Source organism: Halomonas alimentaria (assembly GCF_009902005.1).
Lineage (GTDB): Bacteria > Pseudomonadota > Gammaproteobacteria > Pseudomonadales > Halomonadaceae > Halomonas > Halomonas alimentaria.
In genome coordinates, this window is the sequence record NZ_WUTT01000001.1 from 1600911 (window position 1) to 1622364 (window position 21454).

General features: G+C 66.2%; 20 protein-coding genes and 1 CRISPR repeat array. Of the genes, 6 read left to right on the top strand and 14 right to left on the bottom strand.

The features are described from left to right. Positions 1-11 precede the first annotated feature (11 nt). Together GRB96_RS07575 and GRB96_RS07580 are read left to right on the top strand one after the other, a co-directional pair. Positions 12-1016: a branched-chain amino acid ABC transporter permease gene (locus GRB96_RS07575; RefSeq protein ID WP_161431577.1), complete on the top strand. Its 1005-nt coding sequence runs from the start codon at positions 12-14 to the stop codon at positions 1014-1016. Then, positions 1016-2341, top strand: coding sequence for a branched-chain amino acid ABC transporter permease (locus GRB96_RS07580; protein WP_161431578.1), 1326 nt, complete (start codon positions 1016-1018; stop codon positions 2339-2341). The genes GRB96_RS07575 and GRB96_RS07580 overlap by 1 nt, the downstream gene beginning before the upstream one ends. 232 nt (positions 2342-2573) lie before the next feature. Here GRB96_RS07580 and GRB96_RS07585 read toward each other — a convergent pair whose 3' ends face one another. Then, positions 2574-3779 carry an ABC transporter substrate-binding protein gene (locus GRB96_RS07585; protein WP_161431579.1) on the bottom strand — a complete coding sequence of 402 codons (1206 nt, stop codon included), beginning with the start codon at positions 3777-3779 and terminating at the stop codon, positions 2574-2576. A gap of 154 nt (positions 3780-3933) precedes the next feature. On the opposite strand from GRB96_RS07585, the gene GRB96_RS07590 reads away from it, so the two are divergent. From GRB96_RS07590 to GRB96_RS07600, 3 genes are all read left to right on the top strand, one after another. Continuing rightward, a complete protein-coding gene (locus GRB96_RS07590; RefSeq protein WP_161431580.1) occupies positions 3934-4695 on the top strand; it encodes a dienelactone hydrolase family protein in 762 nt (253 codons plus the stop codon). Positions 4696-4775: 80 nt separating this feature from the next. After that, entirely contained in the window at positions 4776-5828 is a 1053-nt protein-coding gene (locus GRB96_RS07595; RefSeq protein ID WP_161431581.1) for a C45 family autoproteolytic acyltransferase/hydrolase, read from the top strand. A gap of 115 nt (positions 5829-5943) precedes the next feature. Next, complete coding sequence (locus GRB96_RS07600; protein WP_161431582.1) at positions 5944-6318, top strand: DUF6746 family protein; 375 nt, start codon at positions 5944-5946, stop codon at positions 6316-6318. 110 nt (positions 6319-6428) lie between these two features. Here the strand turns inward: GRB96_RS07600 and GRB96_RS07605 are convergent, their stop codons facing one another. The 4 genes from GRB96_RS07605 to GRB96_RS07620 form a co-directional block, all read right to left on the bottom strand. Beyond that, positions 6429-7016: a DUF4202 domain-containing protein gene (locus tag GRB96_RS07605; protein WP_161431583.1), complete on the bottom strand. Its 588-nt coding sequence runs from the start codon at positions 7014-7016 to the stop codon at positions 6429-6431. Positions 7017-7113: 97 nt separating this feature from the next. Beyond that, positions 7114-8178, bottom strand: coding sequence for an endonuclease/exonuclease/phosphatase family protein (locus GRB96_RS07610; protein WP_161431584.1), 1065 nt, complete (start codon positions 8176-8178; stop codon positions 7114-7116). Positions 8179-8255: 77 nt separating this feature from the next. Beyond that, positions 8256-8720, bottom strand: a complete 465-nt coding sequence (locus GRB96_RS07615; protein ID WP_205743506.1) for a DUF3592 domain-containing protein — start codon at positions 8718-8720, stop codon at positions 8256-8258. A 13-nt stretch (positions 8721-8733) separates the two neighbouring features. Continuing rightward, positions 8734-10212, bottom strand: coding sequence for a DASS family sodium-coupled anion symporter (locus GRB96_RS07620; protein ID WP_161431586.1), 1479 nt, complete (start codon positions 10210-10212; stop codon positions 8734-8736). Between the two features lie 223 nt (positions 10213-10435). Between GRB96_RS07620 and GRB96_RS07625 the strand changes: the two genes are divergently transcribed. Next, positions 10436-10756, top strand: coding sequence for an antibiotic biosynthesis monooxygenase family protein (locus tag GRB96_RS07625; RefSeq protein ID WP_161431587.1), 321 nt, complete (start codon positions 10436-10438; stop codon positions 10754-10756). A 51-nt stretch (positions 10757-10807) separates the two neighbouring features. Then, a CRISPR array of direct repeats spans positions 10808-12483; the repeat unit is 29 nt; unit sequence CGGATCATCCCCGCGCCTGCGGGGACCGG. A 106-nt stretch (positions 12484-12589) separates the two neighbouring features. On the opposite strand, the gene cas2e is transcribed toward GRB96_RS07625, so the two are convergent. Genes cas2e through GRB96_RS15670 form a run of 9 tightly spaced genes read right to left on the bottom strand, consistent with a single transcriptional unit; the run spans position 12590 to position 21421 of the window. Beyond that, a complete protein-coding gene (gene cas2e, locus GRB96_RS07630) occupies positions 12590-12886 on the bottom strand; it encodes a type I-E CRISPR-associated endoribonuclease Cas2e (RefSeq protein WP_161433045.1) in 297 nt (98 codons plus the stop codon). A 1-nt stretch (position 12887) separates the two neighbouring features. Next, positions 12888-13808 (bottom strand): type I-E CRISPR-associated endonuclease Cas1e, encoded by a 921-nt coding sequence (gene cas1e, locus GRB96_RS07635; protein WP_161431588.1) that lies wholly within the window; start codon positions 13806-13808, stop codon positions 12888-12890. Between the two features lie 26 nt (positions 13809-13834). Then, a complete protein-coding gene (cas6e, locus tag GRB96_RS07640; protein WP_161431589.1) occupies positions 13835-14527 on the bottom strand; it encodes a type I-E CRISPR-associated protein Cas6/Cse3/CasE in 693 nt (230 codons plus the stop codon). Continuing rightward, positions 14527-15282 (bottom strand): type I-E CRISPR-associated protein Cas5/CasD, encoded by a 756-nt coding sequence (gene cas5e / locus GRB96_RS07645; protein ID WP_161431590.1) that lies wholly within the window; start codon positions 15280-15282, stop codon positions 14527-14529. The genes cas6e and cas5e overlap by 1 nt, the downstream gene beginning before the upstream one ends. Positions 15283-15291: 9 nt before the next feature. Further along, the gene (gene cas7e, locus GRB96_RS07650) at positions 15292-16365 is read right to left on the bottom strand and encodes a type I-E CRISPR-associated protein Cas7/Cse4/CasC (protein WP_161431591.1); all 1074 of its coding nucleotides are present in this window, start codon (positions 16363-16365) and stop codon (positions 15292-15294) included. A 29-nt stretch (positions 16366-16394) separates the two neighbouring features. Beyond that, positions 16395-17051, bottom strand: a complete 657-nt coding sequence (gene casB / locus GRB96_RS07655; protein WP_161431592.1) for a type I-E CRISPR-associated protein Cse2/CasB — start codon at positions 17049-17051, stop codon at positions 16395-16397. Further along, the gene (casA, locus tag GRB96_RS07660; protein ID WP_161431593.1) at positions 17048-18730 is read right to left on the bottom strand and encodes a type I-E CRISPR-associated protein Cse1/CasA; all 1683 of its coding nucleotides are present in this window, start codon (positions 18728-18730) and stop codon (positions 17048-17050) included. The genes casB and casA overlap by 4 nt, the downstream gene beginning before the upstream one ends. Next, positions 18714-20132: a CRISPR-associated helicase Cas3' gene (gene cas3, locus GRB96_RS15665; RefSeq protein ID WP_240894140.1), complete on the bottom strand. Its 1419-nt coding sequence runs from the start codon at positions 20130-20132 to the stop codon at positions 18714-18716. The genes casA and cas3 overlap by 17 nt, the downstream gene beginning before the upstream one ends. Next, a complete protein-coding gene (locus GRB96_RS15670) occupies positions 20132-21421 on the bottom strand; it encodes a CRISPR-associated endonuclease Cas3'' (RefSeq protein ID WP_240894141.1) in 1290 nt (429 codons plus the stop codon). Before GRB96_RS15670 ends, cas3 begins: the two co-directional genes overlap by 1 nt. Positions 21422-21454 lie beyond the last annotated feature (33 nt).

Sequence of the window (21454 nt, forward strand, 5' to 3'; positions counted from 1 at the left end):
GAACCAATCTCGTGAATGAACTCGTCTTCTTCTTCAACTACGTGGTCGTCGCCGGCAGCGTCACCGGCTCGATCTACGCCATCGGTGCGGTGGGCGTCACCCTGGTGTTCAGCATCATGCGTTTCGCCCACTTCGCCCACGCCGACATGATGACCTTCGGTGCCTTCACGGTGCTGCTGCTGACCACCGCCTTCCCCGGGGCGGGTGCCGCCCTGGGGCTGCCCACGGCGGTGGTCATGCTGCCGCTGGCCATGCTGCTCACCGCGGCCCTGGCGGTGGGCATCGACAAGACGTTCTACAAGCCGCTGCGCGCCCACGGCGTGAAGCCCATCGTCATGGTGATCGCCTCGCTGGGCGTCACCCTGATGCTGCAGGGGCTGATCCGGCTGTTCGCCGGCACCAGCGGCGAGAGCCTCTATGTCGACGACCGCAAGGAGATCTTCCGCCTCGCCCTGCCCTTCGAGGGCGCCCGAGCCCCCATCGTGGTCACCGAGCCCCAGGTGATCCTCTTCGTGCTGACCATCGTCTGCGTGGTGGGGCTGCATCTGTTCCTGTCGCGCTCGCGGCTGGGCAAGGCGATGCGCGCCATGTCCGACAACCCCGACCTGGCCCGCGCCTCGGGCATCAACACCAACCTGATCGTGGCCGTGACCTGGGTGATCGTCGGCGCCCTGGCTGCCATCGCCGGCACCTTGCTGTCGCTGGACGTCACCTTCAAGCCCGACCTCAGCTTCTTCCTGCTGTTGCCGATCTTCGCCGCGGCCATCGTCGGCGGCGTGGGCCACCCCTACGGTGCCATCGCCGGTGGCTTCGTGGTGGGCTTCGCCGAGACCCTGGCGGTGTTCAACTGGAGCGTGCTGCTACGGCCCTTCCACGACCGTCTGCCGGAGTGGCTGGCCAGCGCCGATAACCTCGCCTTCGTCGGCACGGAGTACAAGATCGTGGTGCCCTTCGTCCTACTGGTCGCCATCCTGGTGTGGCGACCCACCGGCATCTTCAAGGGGAAGGTGATCTGATGAGCACACAACAGCAACAAGGACAACACGAGCATCGAGAGGACCTGGTCGCCGCCCCGTCGCGCTTCCCGCTGCGTGAGGTGGTGCTGTTCGCCATCCTGATGGCCGCCATCCTCGGCGTCTATGCGGCCATGGGCGCCGCCTACAGCACGCGCATGCTGGTGGAGGCGGCCTGCTACGCCATCCTCGCCCTGGGCCTGACCATCCAGTGGGGCTATGCCGGCCAGTTCAACGCCGGGGTGATGGGCTTCGTGGCGCTGGGCGGTTACAGCGCCATGGCCTTCAGCATGCCGGTCAACAGCGAGTTCTGGGCAAGCCCCCTCTCGGGCGAACTGGGCATGGTGGTGCTGATGGCCCTGGGCGGCGTGATGGTGGTGGTCGGCGCCAGCCGCCTGCACCACCTGGGCGTGCCCCGGCGCCTGCGTACCGGCCTGGCGGTGGCCCTGGCGCTACTTTTCTACCTGCTGGTCTCGGCCCGCCTGGGCGTGGTCACCGAGCAGATCGAATCGCAGTTCGGCTATATCGGCGGGCTGGGCCTGCCGCCCTGGCTGGGCTGGATCGTCGGCGGCGCGCTGGCCGGCATGGTCGGCTACTTCATCGGCAAGGTGTGCCTGGGCCTGCGCAGCGACTACCTGGCCATCGCCACCCTGGGCATCGCCGAGATCATCAAGGCGGTGCTCAAGAACGCCGACTGGCTGACCCGCGGCACCGCCACCGTCTCGCCGCTGCCCTGGCCGGTGCCGGGTCCCGGCGAGGTGGGCTTCACGCTGGCCCGGGCGCTCTACTTCTCGGTCACCGCGGTAATGATTGTGGCGATCTTCTTGCTGCTCACCCGCGCCTACCACGCTCCCTGGGGGCGCATGATTCGCGCCATCCGCGACAACGAGATCTCCGCCGCCGCCATGGGCAAGGACATCAACCGCCGGCGCCTGGAGATCTTCGTGCTGGGCTGCATCCTGATGGGCATCGGCGGCGCCGCCCTGGGCAGCTTCAACGGCCTCTTCGACCCTCAGGGCTACCTGCCCCTCAACCACACCTTCCTGGTGCTGGTGATGGTGATCCTCGGTGGCCCGGGCAACAATCTGGGCACCATCTTCGGCGCCTTCGCGGTGTATATCATCTGGGTGATGTCCGAGCCCCTGGCGCTGGCGGTACTCGAGCTGGCGATCACCTTCGGCGAGGGCAGCTTCGGCTGGGACGCCCCCACCAACCTCGACAGCCGCGCGCTGCAGGCCCGGGTGTTCGTGATCGGCCTGCTGATCTCCCTGGTGCTGCGCTTCGCGCCCAAGGGGCTGTTGCCCGAGAAGGTCAAGCACCATGGATAGAGAGCGCCGATTTATTACTGCGCTCGATATCCTGGCCGCCGGCGGTGCTCGCTCTCCTCATGTAGCGAGCTACACTCCGGGAGCTCCGCTCCGGCGTCGACCAGCCTCTCATCGCTCGTGACATAAATCCGCACTCTCTACTGACATCATGGATTGCAAAGCATCGGCCCCGGCGGGAATCCGCCGGGGCCGATGCGTTTCAGGGTGTGGAATCAGCGCAGTGAGAGCGGGATTACTTGTCCAGGAAGCCCTTGCTGACGAACTCGCCGCCTTCGACCGCCATCTCCTCGACGATGCCGGGCACGTCGCCCTTGTCGTCGAACTCGTGACTGCCGGAGGCACCCTCGTAGTTGATCTCCTCACCGGCGGCGATCAGCTCCAGGGCCTTCTCCCACTCGCCGGGCAGGATCACCTCGCCCGGGGCGGAGGAGACGCTGCGCAGTGCCTCGGAGAGGCCCTCACGCTCGGCGCTGCCGTTCTGCTCGATGGCCAGCGCCAGCAGGAAGGCGGCGTCATAGCCCTGCCCCGCGAACACCGCCTCGTGGGAGATGCCGCCCGCCTCGGCCAGCTCGACGAAGCGTTCGGTGCCGGGGCTGTCCGGGTTGCCCGGGCGCGTGGCGATGAAGTTGTCGTTGAGCACCTCCTCGCCTACGCCATCGAGCAGGCCCGAGATCACCATGCCGTCGGCACCGATATAGCGGGTGAACATGCCGCTCTCGTAGGCCTGGCGCACCACCGTCTGCCCGGAGGTATCGCCATAGGCCAGCACCACCAGATCGGGAACGCCGGTCGCCGAGAGGGTGCCCAGCTCGGAACGGTAGTCGGCGCGGTTATCCTCGTGGGCCAGGTTCTCGGCCACCGTGCCGCCCTCGGCCTCGTAGGTGGCCACGAAGGCATCAGCCAGGCCACGGCCGTAATCGTTGTTCACGTAGGTGACCGCTACCTCGTCGATGCCCTTCTCCAGCAGCATCTTGGCCAGGGCCTCGCCCTGGAAGGCGTCGGAAGGCACGGTGCGGAACACCAGGTCGTTGTCGTCCAGTTCGCTCACCGCCGGTGCCGTGGAGGCCGGCGAGACCATCACCACACCCCCGGGAATGGCGGCGTTGTTGGCCGCGGCGATGGTCGCCCCGGTGCACAGCGCACCGACGATCGCCGTGACCTGCTCGCTGTTGACCAGGCGGTCGGCGGCATTGGAGGCCGCCGAGGCGTCGGAACAGGTGGTATCGCCGCTGGGCATGGCGACCTGCTCGCCGCCCAGCACACCGCCCTGCTCGTTGACGTGCTGCATGGCCAGCTGCGCCGCATCGTAGACCGGCGGCGTCAGCGTCTCTATCGGGCCGGTAAAGCCGCCCAGGAAGCCCACCTTTACCTCGGCCTGGGCCGCGCCCACGGCCAGGGTGGAGGCTGCGACCGCCATCGCTACTAGACTCTTCTTCATGTTGTTCGTCTCGCTTGGTTGCTGGGATCACACACCCCCTAAATCTGGAAGGGCAAAGGGAAAAACTCAAGTCGGCTTCGCCAACGCTCGGGGGCTCACGCCGCCGCCATGGCGCCTATACTGAGCCGGGCAACCCCACCAACGAGAGCTCCCCATGACGACTCGCTATTCCCTGATCCCTTCCGCCCTCGCCCTGGCACTGGCCGCCGGTGGTGCCCACGCCTTCGAGCCCGCCGGCGAGGAGATCACCTACCAGGTCGACGGCGAAGCCTTCGAAGGCTATCTCTCCCGGGCCGAGGGTGAGTCCCGCGGCAGCGTGCTGATCATCCACGACTGGGACGGCCTCGACGACTACGAGCGGCGCCGCGCCGACATGCTCGCCGACCTCGGCTACGACGCCTTCGCCGCCGACCTCTACGGCCAGGGCAATCGCCCGGCCGAGACCGAGGCCAAGAAGGCCGAGACCGCGCGCCTCTACGAGGATCGCGAGCGCATGCGTGCCCTCACCCTGGCCGGCCTGGCAGAGGCCCGCGCCCAGGGCGCCGCGAGTAACGCCGTGATCATGGGCTACTGCTTCGGCGGTGCGGTAGTACTGGAGATGGCCCGCTCCGGCGAGGCCGACGACGTGCACGGCTTCGCCAGCTTCCACGGCGGCCTGACCACCCCCGAAGGGCAGAGCTGGTCCGAAGACGCCGGCCCCCTCCTGATCGCCCACGGCGGGGCCGACGCCTCGATCTCCCTGGACGATGTCGCCACCCTGGGCAAGGAGCTCGAGGACGCCGGTACCACCTACCAGATCGAGGTCTACTCCGGCGCGCCCCACGCCTTCACCGTGTTCGGCAGCGACGCCTACCAGCAACGTGCCGATGAACACTCCTGGAGTGCCTTCCTGGACCTGCTCGACGAGGTACTGTAATCCCCCGGGGCTGGCGTCCTGCCGGCCCCACACTGCCTGCGTGCTAGAGTGATCCGAAAGGACACCACACGGAGGTCACCATGCAACTGACTTATCTCACCGGCAGCCGGCGCGACATCGGCCTGGGGCACGGCCGCGCCCATGCGGCTCCGATCCGCGCCAGCATCGCCGTCTACGACCGCCTCTTCCAGGACTTCGTTGGCCTCGACTGGGGCCAGGCACGCCGTGAGGCCGAACGCTTCGGCGCCATGATCGAGCAACGCTTCCCCGCCATTCTCGAGGAGATGGCCGGCATCGCCGAGGGCGCCGAACTGGAACTCGCCGATATCCTGACCCTCAACTGCCGCAGCGAGATCTCGTTGACCCAGGCCAGCGGCGGCTGCTCCGCCTTTGCCCTCGAACGCGCTGGAACACAGTGGCTGGCCCAGAACTGGGACTGGCGCGCCGATCAGCTCGACAATGTGGTAGTACTGCATATCGAGGGCGACGATGCCCCGCCGCTGGTCAGCCTCGGCGAGGCCGGCATGGTGGCCAAGATCGGCATGAACGCCCACGGCATCGGCGTCTGTCTCAACGCCATCCGCTCCCGCACCTGCGGCGAGGGGCTGCCCATCCATATGGCGCTACGCAAGATTCTCGAGAGTCCCGATCTGGCCACCGCCCGGGCGGTGGCAACCGATAGCCGGGTCTGCTCGCCGGCACACTTCCTGGTGGCGAGTGCCGACGGCCAGGCGGCGGGCCTTGAGGTACATCCCGGCGAGCCCGGCACACTCTCCCCCCGCGGCGGCGCGGTGACTCACACCAACCATCTCTATGACGCCGCCGTCACCTGCCAGGTCGAGGACTTCCCGCGGGCCGACTCGCGTCCGCGTCTGGAGCGCCTTGATACGCTGCTGGGCGACCTGGCAGAAGACGCCCCGGTGAATGAAGCCCGGCTGTTCGAGGTTCTCTCCGATCACCATCATCATCCGCTATCGATCTGTCGCCACTTCAACCCCGACCAGCCCGCCGAGGAGCGCATGGAGACGCTGTTCGGCGTGGTCATGAATCTTACCGAGCGGCGTCTAACGCTACGCCACGGCAAGCCTTGCGAAAGCAGGGACAGCCTGACCCTGACGCTGCCTCTCGGCTGAACCATTTGAGCGGAGAAAAAACGACTCTCAAAAACAAACAATAATGCTTGTCATTAAAATCGGAGGGGAGTAGAGTTCTCGCCGTAAACGATTCTCATCAACAGCGAGAGCTCCCATGAAGAAACTGCTGTTCACCGCCATCTGCCTGGGCCTGCTGGGTACCACCGCCAATGCCGACGACCAGGAGCGAGGCGACCACTTCGAGGGCGAGAGCGCCGAGACTCTCGACCAGGCGGTCACCAACTTTACCGAGACCAACCGCCAGCTGGCCGAGCTGCTGGCTCAGGAGGAGCTCAGCAACAGCGACCTGGGCACCATTCACGAGCTCACCTACACCCTCGAGAACGCCCTGGCGAAGATCGACGAGGAGCTCGAGACCATGGCCGTGGATCTCGAAGAGGTACACCTGGGCTCCGAGACCCTCGACTATGAACGCGTCAGCAGCCATGGTGCCGCCTACCTCGAGGCCGCCCAGACCCTGACCGAGTAACATCTTTTCGGGCAGCCTCGGCCCCCCCTCCCACGGCTCCGAACGCACGACGGGCGAGCCATCCTCTATGGCTCGCCCGTCGTCGTATCGGCTGACCGGTCACGGCATGGCTATCCCGCCAGCGCCTCCTCCACCAGGGCCCGGGCCTGGTCGGTCATCGGCAGTGTCAGCGCCAGCTCGTGGGCCCGCGGCGACATCTTCTTCCAGGTCATCTGCACGATGCGGATCAGATGGTCATGGTCGATCTGCCTGGAGAAGTCGGCAAAGTAGTTCTCCAGAAACACCAGACAGGCGCAATCCTCCACCGCCTGGGTGCCTGCCTCTCGCCCTAACCCCTGCTTGCGGATCATCCGCGATACCGCTTCGGCGTCCTCGTCGTCATAGCCCGCCTCGCGCATCAGCCGTGCAGTGGTCTCGCCGGCGCGCTGCCCCTGGTCGCGCCGCCAGGTCAGGTAGCCCACGCGGCCCTCGGGATACTCGCTGCGCGACAGCTCCCAGCGCTGCAGGTGCTGGCCACGCACCGCCAGCTGGACCAGCTCATCGGGGTGCTCGTGCAGCCGCTCCAGCCAGGCACTCATGCGCCCGGCATGCCACAGCTCATGAGGTACGCTCTCGCCCTCCACGCTGGCATGGCGCGGATCCTGTGCATGCAGCGCATCCAGCGCGGCCAGGGTCCGCTCGAAAGGGGAAAGGGGCATCGCTCAAGACTCCTTGCTGATCAGACAGAACGGCCCGGCAGCCATCACGCCACCGGGCCGAGATATCAGCCTGTTCTGAAGCAAAACCCCATACAGGTCAACCTTGTTCGCCGCCACACAGCAGGCCGCTGCCACGGATCGCCGCCAGGCGCCCCTCGCCGATGCCGGAGATGCGCGTCAGCTCGCCCGGTGCACGCCACGGCCGGCCCGAGATAATGGCCTCGGCGCGTGCCGGCCCCACGTGGGGCAGCTCGGCCAGGCGCTCGGCGCCGCTGGCGTTGAGGTCGATGCAACCCGGCCCACCCCGGCTGGCCATCAGCTCACCCCCATCGGCGGCCTGGCGCTCCAGCGTCGCCCCGTTCAGCGCCACATACACCGGCACATGGTCCGAGATGCGCTCGCGGGCCTCCTGGTGGGCCATCGGCAGCAGCTCGGGGAAGCGCAGCACACCCTGATCGTCCGGCGCGAGGCGTTCGGCGTCGTACCACAGGTTGTCGTAGAGGTTGGCATAGCGGCCCGCCGTGGTCGCCAAGGTAGAGGCACCCTCGGTCACCGCCGGCACCGCGCCCCGCTCGCGCAGCGGCGCCCAGCCGGCATGGTCCGGTGCCAGGTTGAAGTCGCCCATCAGCAGGCGCGGGGTATCGGCATGCACCTCGCCGAGCCACTGCCAGTAGTCGGCCAGGGCCGCAATCTCCGGCAGGCGGTCGCCGACGCTATCGCCATAGACCACATGCACCGTGGCCGCGGTGAAGAGCGTATCGTTCTCTACATCGCGGAAGCGCGCCGAGTAGGGCTCGCGGGAGAAGACGTCGCCGTGGTCGATGAACACCACCGCGCCATCCTCGTAGGCCACCTCGCTCTCGCGCCACAGGAAGCCGTAGTGCTCCTCGTAGGAGCTGCGGCCCAGGGCATGGCTGGCCATGGAGGACCACGCCTCGCCGGAGAGCGCCTCCAGCTCCACCTCGAGTGACTCGAGTGCCGCCGGGTCCATCAGCTCCTGGATCGCCAGCAGGTCGAAGTGGTCGGCCACATGGGCCACCTGCCCCACCGCCTTGTCGTTGTTCCACCCCAGGTGCTTGATGTTCCAGCTGCCCACGATGACATCCCCCTGGGCCGCCAGGGGAGCGAGGGCCAGCAGCCCGGCCAGCAGAGAGCGGCGCATGAATCCTCCACGCAAAAGGCCGCCATGCTGCCGGCTCCGCGCAGAATCATCAATGGCTTAACAAGGAAATTCAGTAACTACCCCTGCAGGTAGATAAACAGGGCAAACCCCACCATCGCCAGCAGGAACAGCGTCAGGCCGATGCGCCGGGTGGGGATGCGCGACGGGCCGAACTGGGCGAGTTTCGGGTCGTGCGGATCGTAGCGAACCTCCAGCGTCTTGCCGGTGGGGTAGTCCCGCAGCCAGGCCTCGGCCGCCTCACGCTCAGGGAAGGAGGGCGGCGCATCGAAGCGGCGGTTATCGGTGACGACCGGCCCGCCCGCCACCTCGAAGCGCACTTTCACCCGCGGCAGGTAGCGCGCCTGCTGCTCGAAGTGCTCACGCCGCTGGGAGTGCTGACGGCGCTCGATGACCTCGGTGGCCACCACCTCGGCCATGGCCCGGGGCCAGGCGCTGACCGCGCGGCGCCGCCATACGCCGTAACCGGAAAATGCCGCCCCGGCCAGGGCGGCGATGGCGATCAGCAGGGGAACCTGCGACATCATGGAGCATCCTTTACCAGTAGCCGAGCAGCTTCCACCATAGACCGCCCACCACGACCCAGACCAGCAGGTTGACCACACTCATGATGAAGCCGGCCCGCCACCACTCACCGAGCGGTACATAGCCCGAACCGAAGATGACCGGGGAGGTGCCCGTGGCGTAGTGGGTCAGGGTCATCATGATCGAGGAGGCCGCCGCCATGCTCAGCACGAACGGCATCGCCGGCGCCCCCATGGCCAGGCCCACGGCCAGAAAGGCTCCCATCATCGCCGTGATATGCGCCGTGGTGCTGGCAAAGAAGTAGTGAGAGTAGAGAAATACCAGGATCAGCAAGGAGCTCGCGCCAAGCCAGCCCACGCCGGTCTGGGTAATCAGGCCCTCGATAGTGGAGGAGAACCAGGCCACCACACCAAGCTGATTAAGCTGCGAGGCCATCATCACCAAGGCACCGAACCACACCAGGGTGTCCCAGGCACTCTTTTCGTTCAGCACGTCCTTCCAGGTCAGCACCCCGGTCAGCAGCAGAACGGCGAGGCCGATCAGCGCGGCCGTGGCCGAATGCAACGCAAAGGCATCACCCAGCAGCCAGGCCGGTACCCCTGCCCACAGCAGCAGCAGCATCACGAACACACCCAGGGTGATCTTCTCATCTCGCTGCATGCGGCCCAGATCGGAGAGCTGCTGGCGGGCAAAGCTCGCCGCGTCTTCGGTCTTCTTGATCTCGGGGGGATAGAGCAGGTAGAGCACCAGCGGCATCAGCGCGATCGCCGCCAGGCCCGGCAGCAGCATGGCCAGCGCCCAGGTGGTCCAGCTCAGCGTAATCGCGGCACCGGTGGCTTCGGCAATCAGCTTGACGGTCAGCGGGTTGGGGGCCGTGGCGGTCACGAACATCGCCGAGGTAATGGGGTTGCTGTGGTAGTTGACCAGTGCCAGGTACTTGCCGATCTTGCCGGTATTCCCGTTCTCGGGGGTCGAACCGAAGCTATGGGCGATCGACTGCATGATGGGGTGCATGATGCCGCCCCCGCGCGCCGTGTTGCTGGGTGTGACCGGGGCGATCGTCAGCTCGGAGAGCGCCAGGGCATAGCCGATGCCGAGCGTACGCTTGCCGAATACCGAGATGAAATAGTAGCCGATACGCGAGCCCAGGCCGGTCTTGATCAGGCTGCGGGATATCATGATGGCCACGGCAATCAGCCAGATCAGCGGGCTGGTGAAGCTGCCCAGCGCATCGCGGATCGCCGTGCCCGGCTGGTCACTGGTGACGCCCGACGCCGCAACCATCGCGATGGCGACGATCGAGAGCGCACCGATCGGCATCGCCTTGCCGATGATGGCGGCGATCGTGCCGATGAACATGGCCAGCATCAGCCATCCTTGATCGGAGACTTCGGCAGGCTGGGGCAAAAGCCAGACCACCAGGCCGACCACGACAGCCACCAGCGCGGGAACCAGCCGCAGGTCCGAGGCGCCTTCGTGAGTTTGGGACATGAACGATTTCCCTGTGAACATTGAAAGGAGTCGCCAGGTCGATGGCCTCGCAGGACACTGGTCCTCAACCGAAGCGACACGGCCAAGGTACCAGCATTAAACTAAAGTTTTATTGATGCAGGTGGGTGTCATAGCGCCAACACCCTGTCCACACAGGGAATCAATGTGGGAGATCGTCGCCCTCGCGCCGTGACGCCCGATTCACTGCCGACAGGAGAAAGCCATGAAGTACATCTTCGAAGTGCATATCCGCGACGGCTACACCGCCGAGGACTACGCCGACGCCTGGGTGCGCGCCAGCAAGCTGATCCAGCAGGCGCCGGGCGCACGGGGCACCGAGCTGCACCGCAAGATCGACGACCCCGCCACCCTTATCGCCATCGCCCACTGGGACAGCAAGGCCAGCCGCGACGCCATGGAAGCTCAGCCGGCGCCCAAGGTGAAGGAGATCATCAGGAGCGCCGCCCCCTTCTGCGAGATCCGCGTGATCGGCGAGTTCGAGGAGCCGGAGTGGGTGGTGATGCCGCCCCCGGCAAGGTCTTAAGCCATTCCTACGGTGGCTATTGAGACGCTACTCACGGTATAGCCGCGCAAATGGCTCATCCCCGCGCCTGCGGGGACCGGCGCACTTGCCATTCCGGAGAGATATACTTATTCGGATCATCCCCGCGCCTGCGAGGACCGGCCGTCAGGCCCGGTCGTCAAGTCGCTGATGGACGGATCATCCCCGCTCCTGCGGGGACCGGGGCGGTTGTGGTGGTCATGTATCGCCTCCGGCCGGATCATCCCCGCGCCTGCGGGGACCGGAGCTCCTCCCATTGCTTCTGTTCGTCGTAAACAGGATCATCCCCGCGCCTGCGGGGACCGGGCCCGGGCACCACGTCCAGAGTTCCCGAGACACGGATCATCCCCGCGCCTGCGGGGACCGGAAACAAGCACTTAAAGCGGGGAAGTGCCGAAACGGATCATCCCCGCGCCTGCGGGGACCGGTGGCTCATCATCCCCAGCCGCTGGGCGGCGCCCGGATCATCCCCGCGCCTGCGGGGACCGGGCGACAAGCTGGCGGCGAGCCGTCATCTGCTGCGGATCATCCCCGCGCCTGCGGGGACCGGCAGCGCCTGAGTGGGTGGATATTGACGGGGAGCGGATCATCCCCGCGCCTGCGGGGACCGGTTCATCTGGCGCTCTTTGCGCTCGACGTTCTGCGGATCATCCCCGCGCCTGCGGGGACCGGCGCCATCTCCTCCTGCCCTGGCGGCATACCCGCGGATCATCCCCGCGCCTGCGGGGACCGGACCGATGAGGCGGTGAAACGCCTGGAGGGTCGCGGATCATCCCCGCGCCTGCGGGGACCGGCGTTCCAGCTTGCCGCGCAGGCCCTCGATGATCGGATCATCCCCGCGCCTGCGGGGACCGGTCGCAGTCTCAGTCTGCGCCGATCGTCTCACGCGGATCATCCCCGCGCCTGCGGGGACCGGTCCTGCAGGGCCGCGTGATGAGGTGGGGTGGCCGGATCATCCCCGCGCCTGCGGGGACCGGGTTCAGACGTTGGCGAGGTCTTGGGTATCGACCGGATCATCCCCGCGCCTGCGGGGACCGGTTTTCTTGCGATCTACAAGTTTTGTTTGTAGTCGGATCATCCCCGCGCCTGCGGGGACCGGTATTCGGTGATGCCGTCCGTGTAGGTGGCTTGCGGATCATCCCCGCGCCTGCGGGGACCGGACTCAGGCGAAGCCACTTTCAAGCGCCTGGTGCGGATCATCCCCGCGCCTGCGGGGACCGGAAGGTGATCAACCGGCAAGGCCGTGGCTACACCGGATCATCCCCGCGCCTGCGGGGACCGGGGCATCCGTGATCACAGCACCTCCCTGTGCGCCGGATCATCCCCGCGCCTGCGGGGACCGGTCTTCGCGCTTGGCGAGGGTGTCGGCAGTGCGCGGATCATCCCCGCGCCTGCGGGGACCGGGATGCGGACGCGGCTTGAACTTGCCATAAGGAAGGATCATCCCCGCGCCTGCGGGGACCGGCGCACCCCCTGCTTCTTCAGATCGGCAGCCGTCGGATCATCCCCGCGCCTGCGGGGACCGGTGCGTTGGCCTGCTCCTGGGCCTGCTGCTGGGCGGATCATCCCCGCGCCTGCGGGGACCGGAACAGCGGGGTATAGCCGCGGGCATGCACCTGCGGGTCATCCCCGCGCCTGCGGGGACCGGTTGGCATGATCGCGATGCACCGATCCGCAATGCGGGTCATCCCCGCGCCTGCGGGGACCGGACTAATTGTAGCCACTTGTTTAAAAAGAAGAAAATCTCCAGAGGAAACTCCACCAGCGATTTTGCTTACTTTTTAACCAGACCTTCTTGTTAAAGATCTAATAAAATCAGTTGGTTGGTTGAATCGGCAGAAAACTCACCAGCCGGAGTCCATCATGATCGATCGGCTCACGGCGATTAGTGCCATAGGTCTGGAATTCGAAACCGGACTCATGGTTGCTGGCCCAGGCCATGGCGACATTGCCCTCCTCTGCCAAGGCACTGATCTGTTCCCAGATCATCTCCCGCACGCGCTTGCTGACATCGCCCACATAGACCCCGGCGCGAATCTCCAGTAGCCACACGGCGAGACGGCCGCGCAGACGCGGCGGCACCGCTTCGGTCACCACGACCAACATCGCCATATCACTTGCTCCGATGACCTTGATCACCGACGGATTCGGGTTTGGGAATGGCCGGCGGCATCGCCTCTGGCGCCGGCGGCGGAGGCTCGATCTCACCGGCGGCCAGCACCTCCTCGATCATGGGGATCAGCCGCTGCAGCAGCTTGGTCTGCTTGAAGGCATCACGACAGGCGATGCGCACCTCGCGCTCGGGTGCCGCCGGGCTGCGCGCCGCCACCCGAAAGGCCGCAGGCACCACCGTCTCGAACTTGACGATATCGGCGATATCGTAGACGAAGCTCTGCGGCTTGCCGGTGTGCAGGAAGCCGATCGCCGGCGCATATCCCGCCGCCAGAATCGCCGCCTCGGTGATACCGTAGAGGCAGGCGGTAGCGGCGGATAGGCACTGGTTGGCCACGTCGGACGCGCTCCACTGGGTAGGGTCGTAGCGACGCCCCTGCCACTTAACACCGTATTGCCTGGCGAGCAGTTGATAGGTCTTGCGTACCCGGGCGCCTTCCATGCCACGAAGCTGCTCGACGCTTCGCCGCGAGGGCGGCGGCTCGCCGAAGCGCAGCTCAAACATCTTGCGCACGACCTTCAGCCGTAGCGAGTCATCCAATGCTAACTGCGCCTGATAGAGCAGCTTGTCGGAGCGGGCCCCGCCGGGCTGCCCGGCGCTGTAAAGTCGAACCCCGGCATCACCCACCCAGATCAACAAGGTGCCGACGACCGAGGCCAGCTTGACGGCCGCGTGAGAGATCCGCGTGCCCGGCTCCAGCAGCAGGCAGGCGACCGAACCCACGGGGATATGCATACGCTCCCCGTTGACCTCGTCGATGACGACGAAGGCACCATCGCGCACGTCGATCTGTCCCATGCCTACGAAGATCATCGACATGCGGTCCTTCTCGGGTATCGGCTTGAGCGGTATGAATCCCATCTCGGCCTCCCTGCCTTGAGGTAGCGCTATGGACGCCGCAGCAGCAGCAGACCACAGCCGAACGCCTTGGCGCGCCCCACCCCTTGCGCCAGAGTCTCGATCAGCCGGCCCGGTTCGGTGACTTCCAGCAGGCCCTCGTAGTCGACGCTGGAGAAGCGAATCGGGCGGCCCTTCTCTTTCGACAGGGCGTGCTGGCGATAGGCCCCCACTTCCGGGGCTACCGGCAGGCGGAAGCCCCAGGCCCCGGCACGCTCCTCGAGCCAGCCTCGCGCGGCGGCATCCATCGCGTCGGCGCACGCCTGACTTTTCCTGTCTCCGCCCGACTCGAAGGGGTACTTGGCGGCCATCAGGACATCGGCGCGCCGCCCTCGCTGGCCCGCCACCGGTTTCGCTACCGTGGGATTGGCCCGAAGACGAAAGGCGAGCCTCTCTCCAGCCTCCAGCACCGGAGAAAACGGCTTGCACTGTGCCTCGAGCAGCCCATCCACCGGTCGAGGCTCGCGATCAGACAGCACGTAGAACAGCGGCAGTCCTTTCGGCGCTCTATCGTCGCTGATCTCCTCCATTTCCTGTCGAAACAGGAACGGACGCGCGCCCTGGTGTCCCGGAAACAACCGCCAGAGCAACTGGTGGGCGGCATAGGCCCGACCATCCATGATGTCGAACAAGTCCCCTCGCGAGAGGCCATTGAGATCGACACGCACTCGAGAAAGGTACATCAGCGCTCCTCCCCTGCTCGGGTCACGCGGCGATACTCGGTACGTGGGCCAAACTGCCAGCGGCGGCGATTGAGTGGATCATCCCAGGCTTCACTGGACTCCACGCCGCGACCATTGCCGTCCAGAAGCTCCGCCGCGCCCTCCCAGGCATAGAGCACGTTTTCCGGCAGCCTCAAGACCCTGCGCTCCTCGCCCGGCTCCTTGCCGGATAGCGATGGAAAGTCGACATCCAGGGCGTCTCGCAATCGAGCGAACGTCCGCCGACTCGGTGCAAGGGGCGCTCCCGGCGGGCACGCCTTGCGCCCCAGGTAGAGCGGGAAGTACGGCGTCTTGAGTGCTTGTTCCAGGTCCTCCAGCGCCACCTCCGCCTGTGGTGTCAGCCAGAGGGCGACGGTCCACAGGCCGTCACAGCGGTAGTCGCGGCTGGAGAGGATGGTGTGGATGACCTTCGTCGGAGCATTCAATTCGTCTCGCCGCGTGCGGTAGGTCACCTTGGACTGCGACGCCGGGACCTGCACCGTGTGGTAGTCGCGCAGCAGGCTGCCGGGAGAGCGTTGCTTGATGGCGATGCCGAGGCTGTCGCGCAGGCGACGCTGCCCTTCGTCGTCATCGCGGCGCACCCCCAGCGCCGCGCCGAGCAGCCCGATGATGGCGCTTCGCCCCGGGTAGGAAGCGGTCGGGCGCGACTCGCCCACCGCCGCCTCGCCCCAGCTGGCGAGCGGCGCATAGAGCCGAAAGACCAGATACTCCGTCATGACCACTCCTTACTGCTCGCTGGACAGGAACTCGACCAGCTCGGCAAGGCTGCCCATGCGCACGCCGCCGGCCAGCTGTGGTTCCCGATAGTCGGGGTCGGCCGCCACGACGAAACGCTGATCGGCACCGGGGCCATAGGCTTCGTCGAAGGCCCGTGCCTGTCGCTCCAGGCGGGCGATGGCATCCAGTGCCTGATCCTGTCCGGCCACGGGGCGCAGGAAGGCAGCCGAGAGTGAGCGCGGCTGCTGCTCACCCGTCTCGGCCAGCACATAACTGGCGTGGGCGCGAGAGCCGAAGCTGTTCTGCTTGCCCTTTGGCGAGGTCTTCACGGCGGCCTCCACCAGGGCCGCGATAGCTCGATCGGCCAGCGCCTCGTCACCGCCCAGGTTCTCGATCAGCTGGCGGCGATCGATGCAGACATACCCGTAGAAGAGACCGGCACCGAAGCCGGCCTCGCCGACGTGAGCCGCGCCGCGATGCTCATCGCCACTGTTCAGATCGTCCACGGCAGTGAAGTAATCATCCTCTACCTCGGCGGCATGCACCGTGATGGCATGAGCCACTTGGCAGGCGGCCTCGACGTTATAGGCCGGCGACGCCGCCAGCATGCGGCCGAACAGTGCAATATCCACGGCCGAGGGATTGTGGCGCAGCAGGTCAAGGTCTTCCTTCTCCGGCGCCCGCTGCTCGTCGGCCAGCCTCTCGACCAGAGCATCGACGGCCGCCTGCTCCTCGGGGCCGACGTGGACCAGTTGGCTGGTTTCCAGCTCACCCTTGGCCACGTCGCCGAAGACCTTGGCAATCTCCACGGCCCACGCCTTGGCGTCTTTCTCCTTCACGCCCTTTTCCTGCAGGCGCGCGGCAGCCTGGACGCCCACCTGTTTGGTACGCATGCCGCGGTGCTGACCCACGGCGTCCTCGAACAGGGCCGAGGTTCGCCAAGTACGCTTGAGGCTCTGCGACGAGACGCGCAGGCGCTTGGCGCCGCCCATGATGGCGGTCTTGGGCCGACCCAGGTCGTCGCGGTTAAGGTTGGCCGGCGGATAGGCGGTGAGCAGGTGCAGTTGGATGAAGTGGCTCATGGAATTTGCTCCCTGTCGTGGTTGACGGCTCATGGGGTGTCTTGCCGGTAGCCGGCGGCGGCACCGAAGTAGTCGTTGGCCCAGATGAAACCGAGTCGCTGTGTCGGCTTGGGTGACACTCCACCCTGGTACTCCTGCCACCACAGTGCGATGTCGTCGGCCAGATGAACGACGCTAACACCGCGCTTGTCGATCAGCGCGAGAGCACGGCGCAGGCGCTGAACCAGCTCCTCCGGCGTGCGTGACGTCATCAGTTGCTGAAAGCGCAGCTCGCTCATGCAAGGCTTGCCGGTTTCACGCTTCTGCTGGCCGAGAGCAGTCCCTAGCGGCATCCTGGGGCGCTCTTCACGCAGCTCGGCTACCACCAGAGCGATGCAGGACCAGGCCTGAAGCCGCCGATTGCGCCGCCATTCGGGCTCGCCCCCCGTGTCCGGAAGCTGATGCCAGAGGTGGCGAAACGCCTCTGTCAGCATCGCCGCCTCGTTGGTGTCGCACCGCCTCAGCGTCGCCCTCAGGCCCTTTGGCCAGGGCGGAAGGGAAATGTGCGCCTTGAGCGCCTCTGCCGGCAGCGTCAGGCGCTGCCACCAGCGCCGCAGGGCATCGGCCTCGCTGCGCTCGATGGCATGGAGCCGTTCCGGCACGCGCGGTGGCGCCTCGGCTTCGGGGGCAAGTTGCGATTCACTCACGGCACGCTCTCCTCGGTGGCTGCCGGCGCGGCGGTCAGGCTAAAGCCGCCGCTCTCGGCAAATTCACGAATGGCTTTGCTGCCCTTACTGCGCCCGGCCAGAAAGCCCTGCAACTGACGTCGCGCCGAGGTGGCACGCTTGAGGTCCGCCGCCTCCAGCGCCCCGCTCAGCGCCTGCTCCTCGAACAGCGCCATCCCCTCTCGCCTGAGCGTGCGATACCAGCGCTTGGCCACCTCGGAAGGCGGATGCAAGGCATCTTCATCGGCCGCCAACGCCGCCTGGAAACTCTGCAGGACGTGAAAGAAGGCGCCCTGCGTCGCATCAAAGAACGCCAGATCGAGGTGGCTCATGTCGCCCTTGGCATCGGCAGGCCGATCGAACCAGGCATTCTTGATCTGGGTGCGCACCATCCAGGCAATCTGCCGGGACAGGTCGGTGAACTGCTGGACCCAGGCGCGCAGCCGCTCCTGCTGTGTGGGCGGCACCGCCACCAGCGGCATCTCGACGCCGTACCAGCCGCGGGGCTTCATGTTGTCCATGTCGTAACCGAAGGCCCAGAGCCGAGCGTGCTTGAGCAGCACCACTACCTCCTCTCCGGCACGGCGCTCCTCATCGACGGTCTGCACCTTGCGGGAGACGTAGTCCTGAACGGCCAGGGCGGGGAGCGCACCGCTGCCATCGGCGTCCTGCAGCACCAGGTTGGGCCAATGCTGATACCCCAGGCCGCCGGGCTGGCCCTTGGTGGACAGCGGCGGCTCACTGGGCTTCTTGGGATCGCGGCGATAGGGCGTCAGCGGATGCAGCCAGGGGCCGTCATAGTTGAGGCCCTGCTTCTTGGCACGGATGCGGCGCACGGCGCGCGCGGTGTCGCGACCACAGAGGTCACAGCGGCACGATTCGTCCTCGAAGAGCAGCCGGAAGCGTCGAGGCATCGACCAAAAAGGGTGCAGCGGATGCATGCTCTCGGGCAGGGTCTCGCTTCCCTTCCTGTCGCTGACACGGGTCGGCGCCATCCACGGAAAAAGTCTGTCGTAATCGGCTCGTGGAAGCTGCCAGGACTGCCCGGAACGGGTCAGCGCCCTGGGTGTGACGACGTTCAGCCACAGCCGAGACCATAGGCTGGCATCGGCCGAGTCCGGCAATACCAGCGTGGTCAGCGGACCGCCGCCGCGCAGGCCGACGCGAATGCCCGCTCCGCCCGCCGGGGCATTGATCTGCATGGTGAACAGGGCAAGCGCCGCACAGTCTTCGCACATCGCCGCGACGCGCCCGCGCTTCACGAAGAAGTCGGTGTTGTTCTTGATGCCGTTGGCGCCCGGCGCATCGATCAGCAGGCCGCTGACCGTGGCCTCCTTGACGTCCTCGAGCGGATCGAGATCCTGCATAAAGCGCGGCCCGTCGCCATCCAGCTCGAAGGCGGTGGCGAAGGGCGCAAAGGCGGCCTCAAGATCAGCGACGCCAGGCGGCTCGATAAAACGATCCAACCAGTCGCCGTGGTCTTCCGGCGGCAACGCCGTCTGCAGCAGGCCGATCAGGAACTGGTAGGCCGCGCCCTGGAAGTCGGCCCGAGGCAGGGCGAGATCGACGATCTCGGGATCAGCCACCGCGCTGGACGGCCGGTAGACGATAGCGCCGCCCCTGGTGCGAAAAGGCAGCCACGGATCATTGAGCAGGTTCACATCCCTCTCCCTGATTTTCCGTTGTCATGGAGAACCGCACGCCCCACAGGGCGTCGTAGGCGCAGACAGGGTCGTCCTCGACCAGCCAGGGGCGGGTGAAGCGCAGCGCCTTGTGGCGCTCCTGAAGAGCCTCCCAGCGGGCCTGGTCGCCGGCCGGCAGGTCCGCCAGCTTCTCTGCCTGGCTCTGGCGCAGTTTTACCTGGCTAAGCATGGCCGCGTAGCGCTCGCCTTCGGCCCATAGCGCCAGCTCATCGTCGGCATCACGTTTCAGCAACACGACGTTCACCGTCGGCTCGTCGACCAGCCGCGTGCCGATCTCTCGCTCCTCCTGCCACTGGTCGATCTCGGGCTGGCGAAGATAGCCCTGCTCGAGCGACAGGGCGTTGAAGTGAGCCATGGAGACGGCCACCCCCTGCATGCCGCGCTGCTCCCACCTGGCTTCCTGGAGGCCATCCGGCACCAGCTCGGCGACACTGCCGTAGACGCCCTCGATCAGCGCCCGCGCCTCCTCGGGCATGCGGATCGCCCCAAGCTCACGCAGCACGCGCTGGGTCAGCCACAGCAGGGAGGTATCGCGATAGACCGCCTGGGTGCCTGGAAGGGCACGCTTCAGCCACTGGGCATCCGGCGCTTCGCTCCACTCTGGCGCCAACACGGACAGCACAGGCGCACGGCGCGGGCCGCGTACATGGCGCTGCAGGCGCCCGGCGCGCTGAATCAGCAAGTCGATGGGCGCCAGATCGCTGATCAGGAGATCCACGTCGCAGTCGAGCGATTCCTGGAAGACCTGGGTACTGACCAGCACCTGACCGCGACGCCTATCGGGCGTGGAGGCCTTGCCCAGCCGCTCGAGGACGTCCGATTCGATACGCTGTCGATCCACCATCGCGAAGCGGCTATGGAACAGCAGGCAGCGTTCGGGATCGGGGTGGCTTTGGCGTAGCTGCTCATAGGCGCGAATGGCGTCGTCCACGGTGTTGCGCACCCAGGCGACGCACTCCCCCGCCTCGACCGCCGCCATTACGATCTCGAGCGCTTGCTTCTCCGCGGTCAGCCAGTCGATGCCCACCGTTCGGGTCACTTCGGGACGTGTTGCCAGAGGGACTTCTCTCTGGGTAGCGCGACCGACCTGGGTCAACAACGGGAATGCGTCCTCCTCCAGGGTGGCCGGCGCCAGCTCCAACCCCTGGCGCCATGCCGCAACGAGCTCTTCGCGCATGCTATACGGCAATGTGGCCGTCAGCAGGATGGCACTGCCGCCCTGACGGGCATGGTGGGCAAGCAGCTGATTGAGCAGGGTCTGCATGTAGTGGTCGTAGGCATGTACCTCATCGACGATCAACACCTTGCGCGCCAGGCCGAACAGGCGCAGCGACTGGTGCCGAAACGGCAGCAACCCCATCAGCGCTTGGTCGATGGTTCCATCCCGACATCGGCCAGCAGCGACTTCTTGCGAGAGTCGGCCAGCCAGCGGTTGCAGCGCGTGGTCGCGGTCATGTCGTCGGCTGCGTAGTCACGGTCTTCCGGCTGCGCCGACGCCACGGCCTGCATGAAGACGTCGTTCAGTTCCCGGGCCCCGTGGGCCAGCACGCAGGAGGGACGCGAAGCCTCAGTATAGAAGCGATGATGCAAGCGGCCGAGACGCTCATACATGGCGTTGGAGGTCGCCATGGTGGGCAGAGCGAAGTAGAGCCCATCGCCATGCCCGCCGGCGAGCAACCGCTGATTGAGAATGCAGGCTGCCTCGGTCTTGCCGGAACCGGTGATGTCTTCGCAAATGAACAGCTGAGGACCTTCACCGATGGGTAGGGTTTCGGCCTCTCGCTGCAGTGGAGTTGGCGTAACCGACTCGCCACCGAACCAACTGGCCAGACCGCCATAGGGTATAGGCTCGGGAGGGTGCGCGAACCCGGTGTCCTGTAGTGCTCGCTCGGCGCGCCCGAGCGCTAGAGGCCAGTAATCGGCCAGCGGCATCACTTCTTGACAGTAGATGAAATAATCCCGATTCGACCCCAGCCAGTCACTGAGGGTAGCCCAGCCAGCCACCGTCCAGCTCATGGCCAGAAAAGCATCCCGCCACTGCGGGGAGACCAGCTTGTCGACCGGCCAGTCAAGTTCGATCAGAGCAGCCCAGTCGGCAGTGAATTGCCGCGCGGCCTCACAATCAGAGGCATCGTCGTCTTGGCCGAAGAACTGGGACAGACCCAGTTTTCCGGCTTCCACCGGCTGGCCGTGATGGCCAAACATCGGCGCCAGAACCACGCGGAGCGTCTCGCTGAGCTCCCGTCGTGCCTTGTGGTCGAGGTCACCACCGGGCCAACGCAGCGTGTCGTCTCGTAGCCACTCGATCCAGGATGCCTGCCAGAGCAGAGCGCCAAGGCGGTCATGGCGCTCGGTATAGGCCAGTCGCTCGATAGGTGCCACCAGTTCGACTCCTTCCGGACGAGCCAGCCCCTGGAAGGCGCGCGCGAACTTGCCCATGTCATGCAGGCCCAGCAGAAACACGAGGAATTGCCGCAAGGAGTCGGGAGACAGGCCGAGCTGGGACGCCAATCGCTGGGACAGGGGCCGCTCCGGGGCAAGCAAGTGCCAGCCCACTGCCGCCACATCCAGGCTGTGATAAGGCAGCAGATGGCAGCTATCGCCTTCATCCGATGGTTGGGCCTTGCCCCAATAGAGGTAATACGACATCCCTGTCTCTCTTCTTTATGGTGTCGGTACATC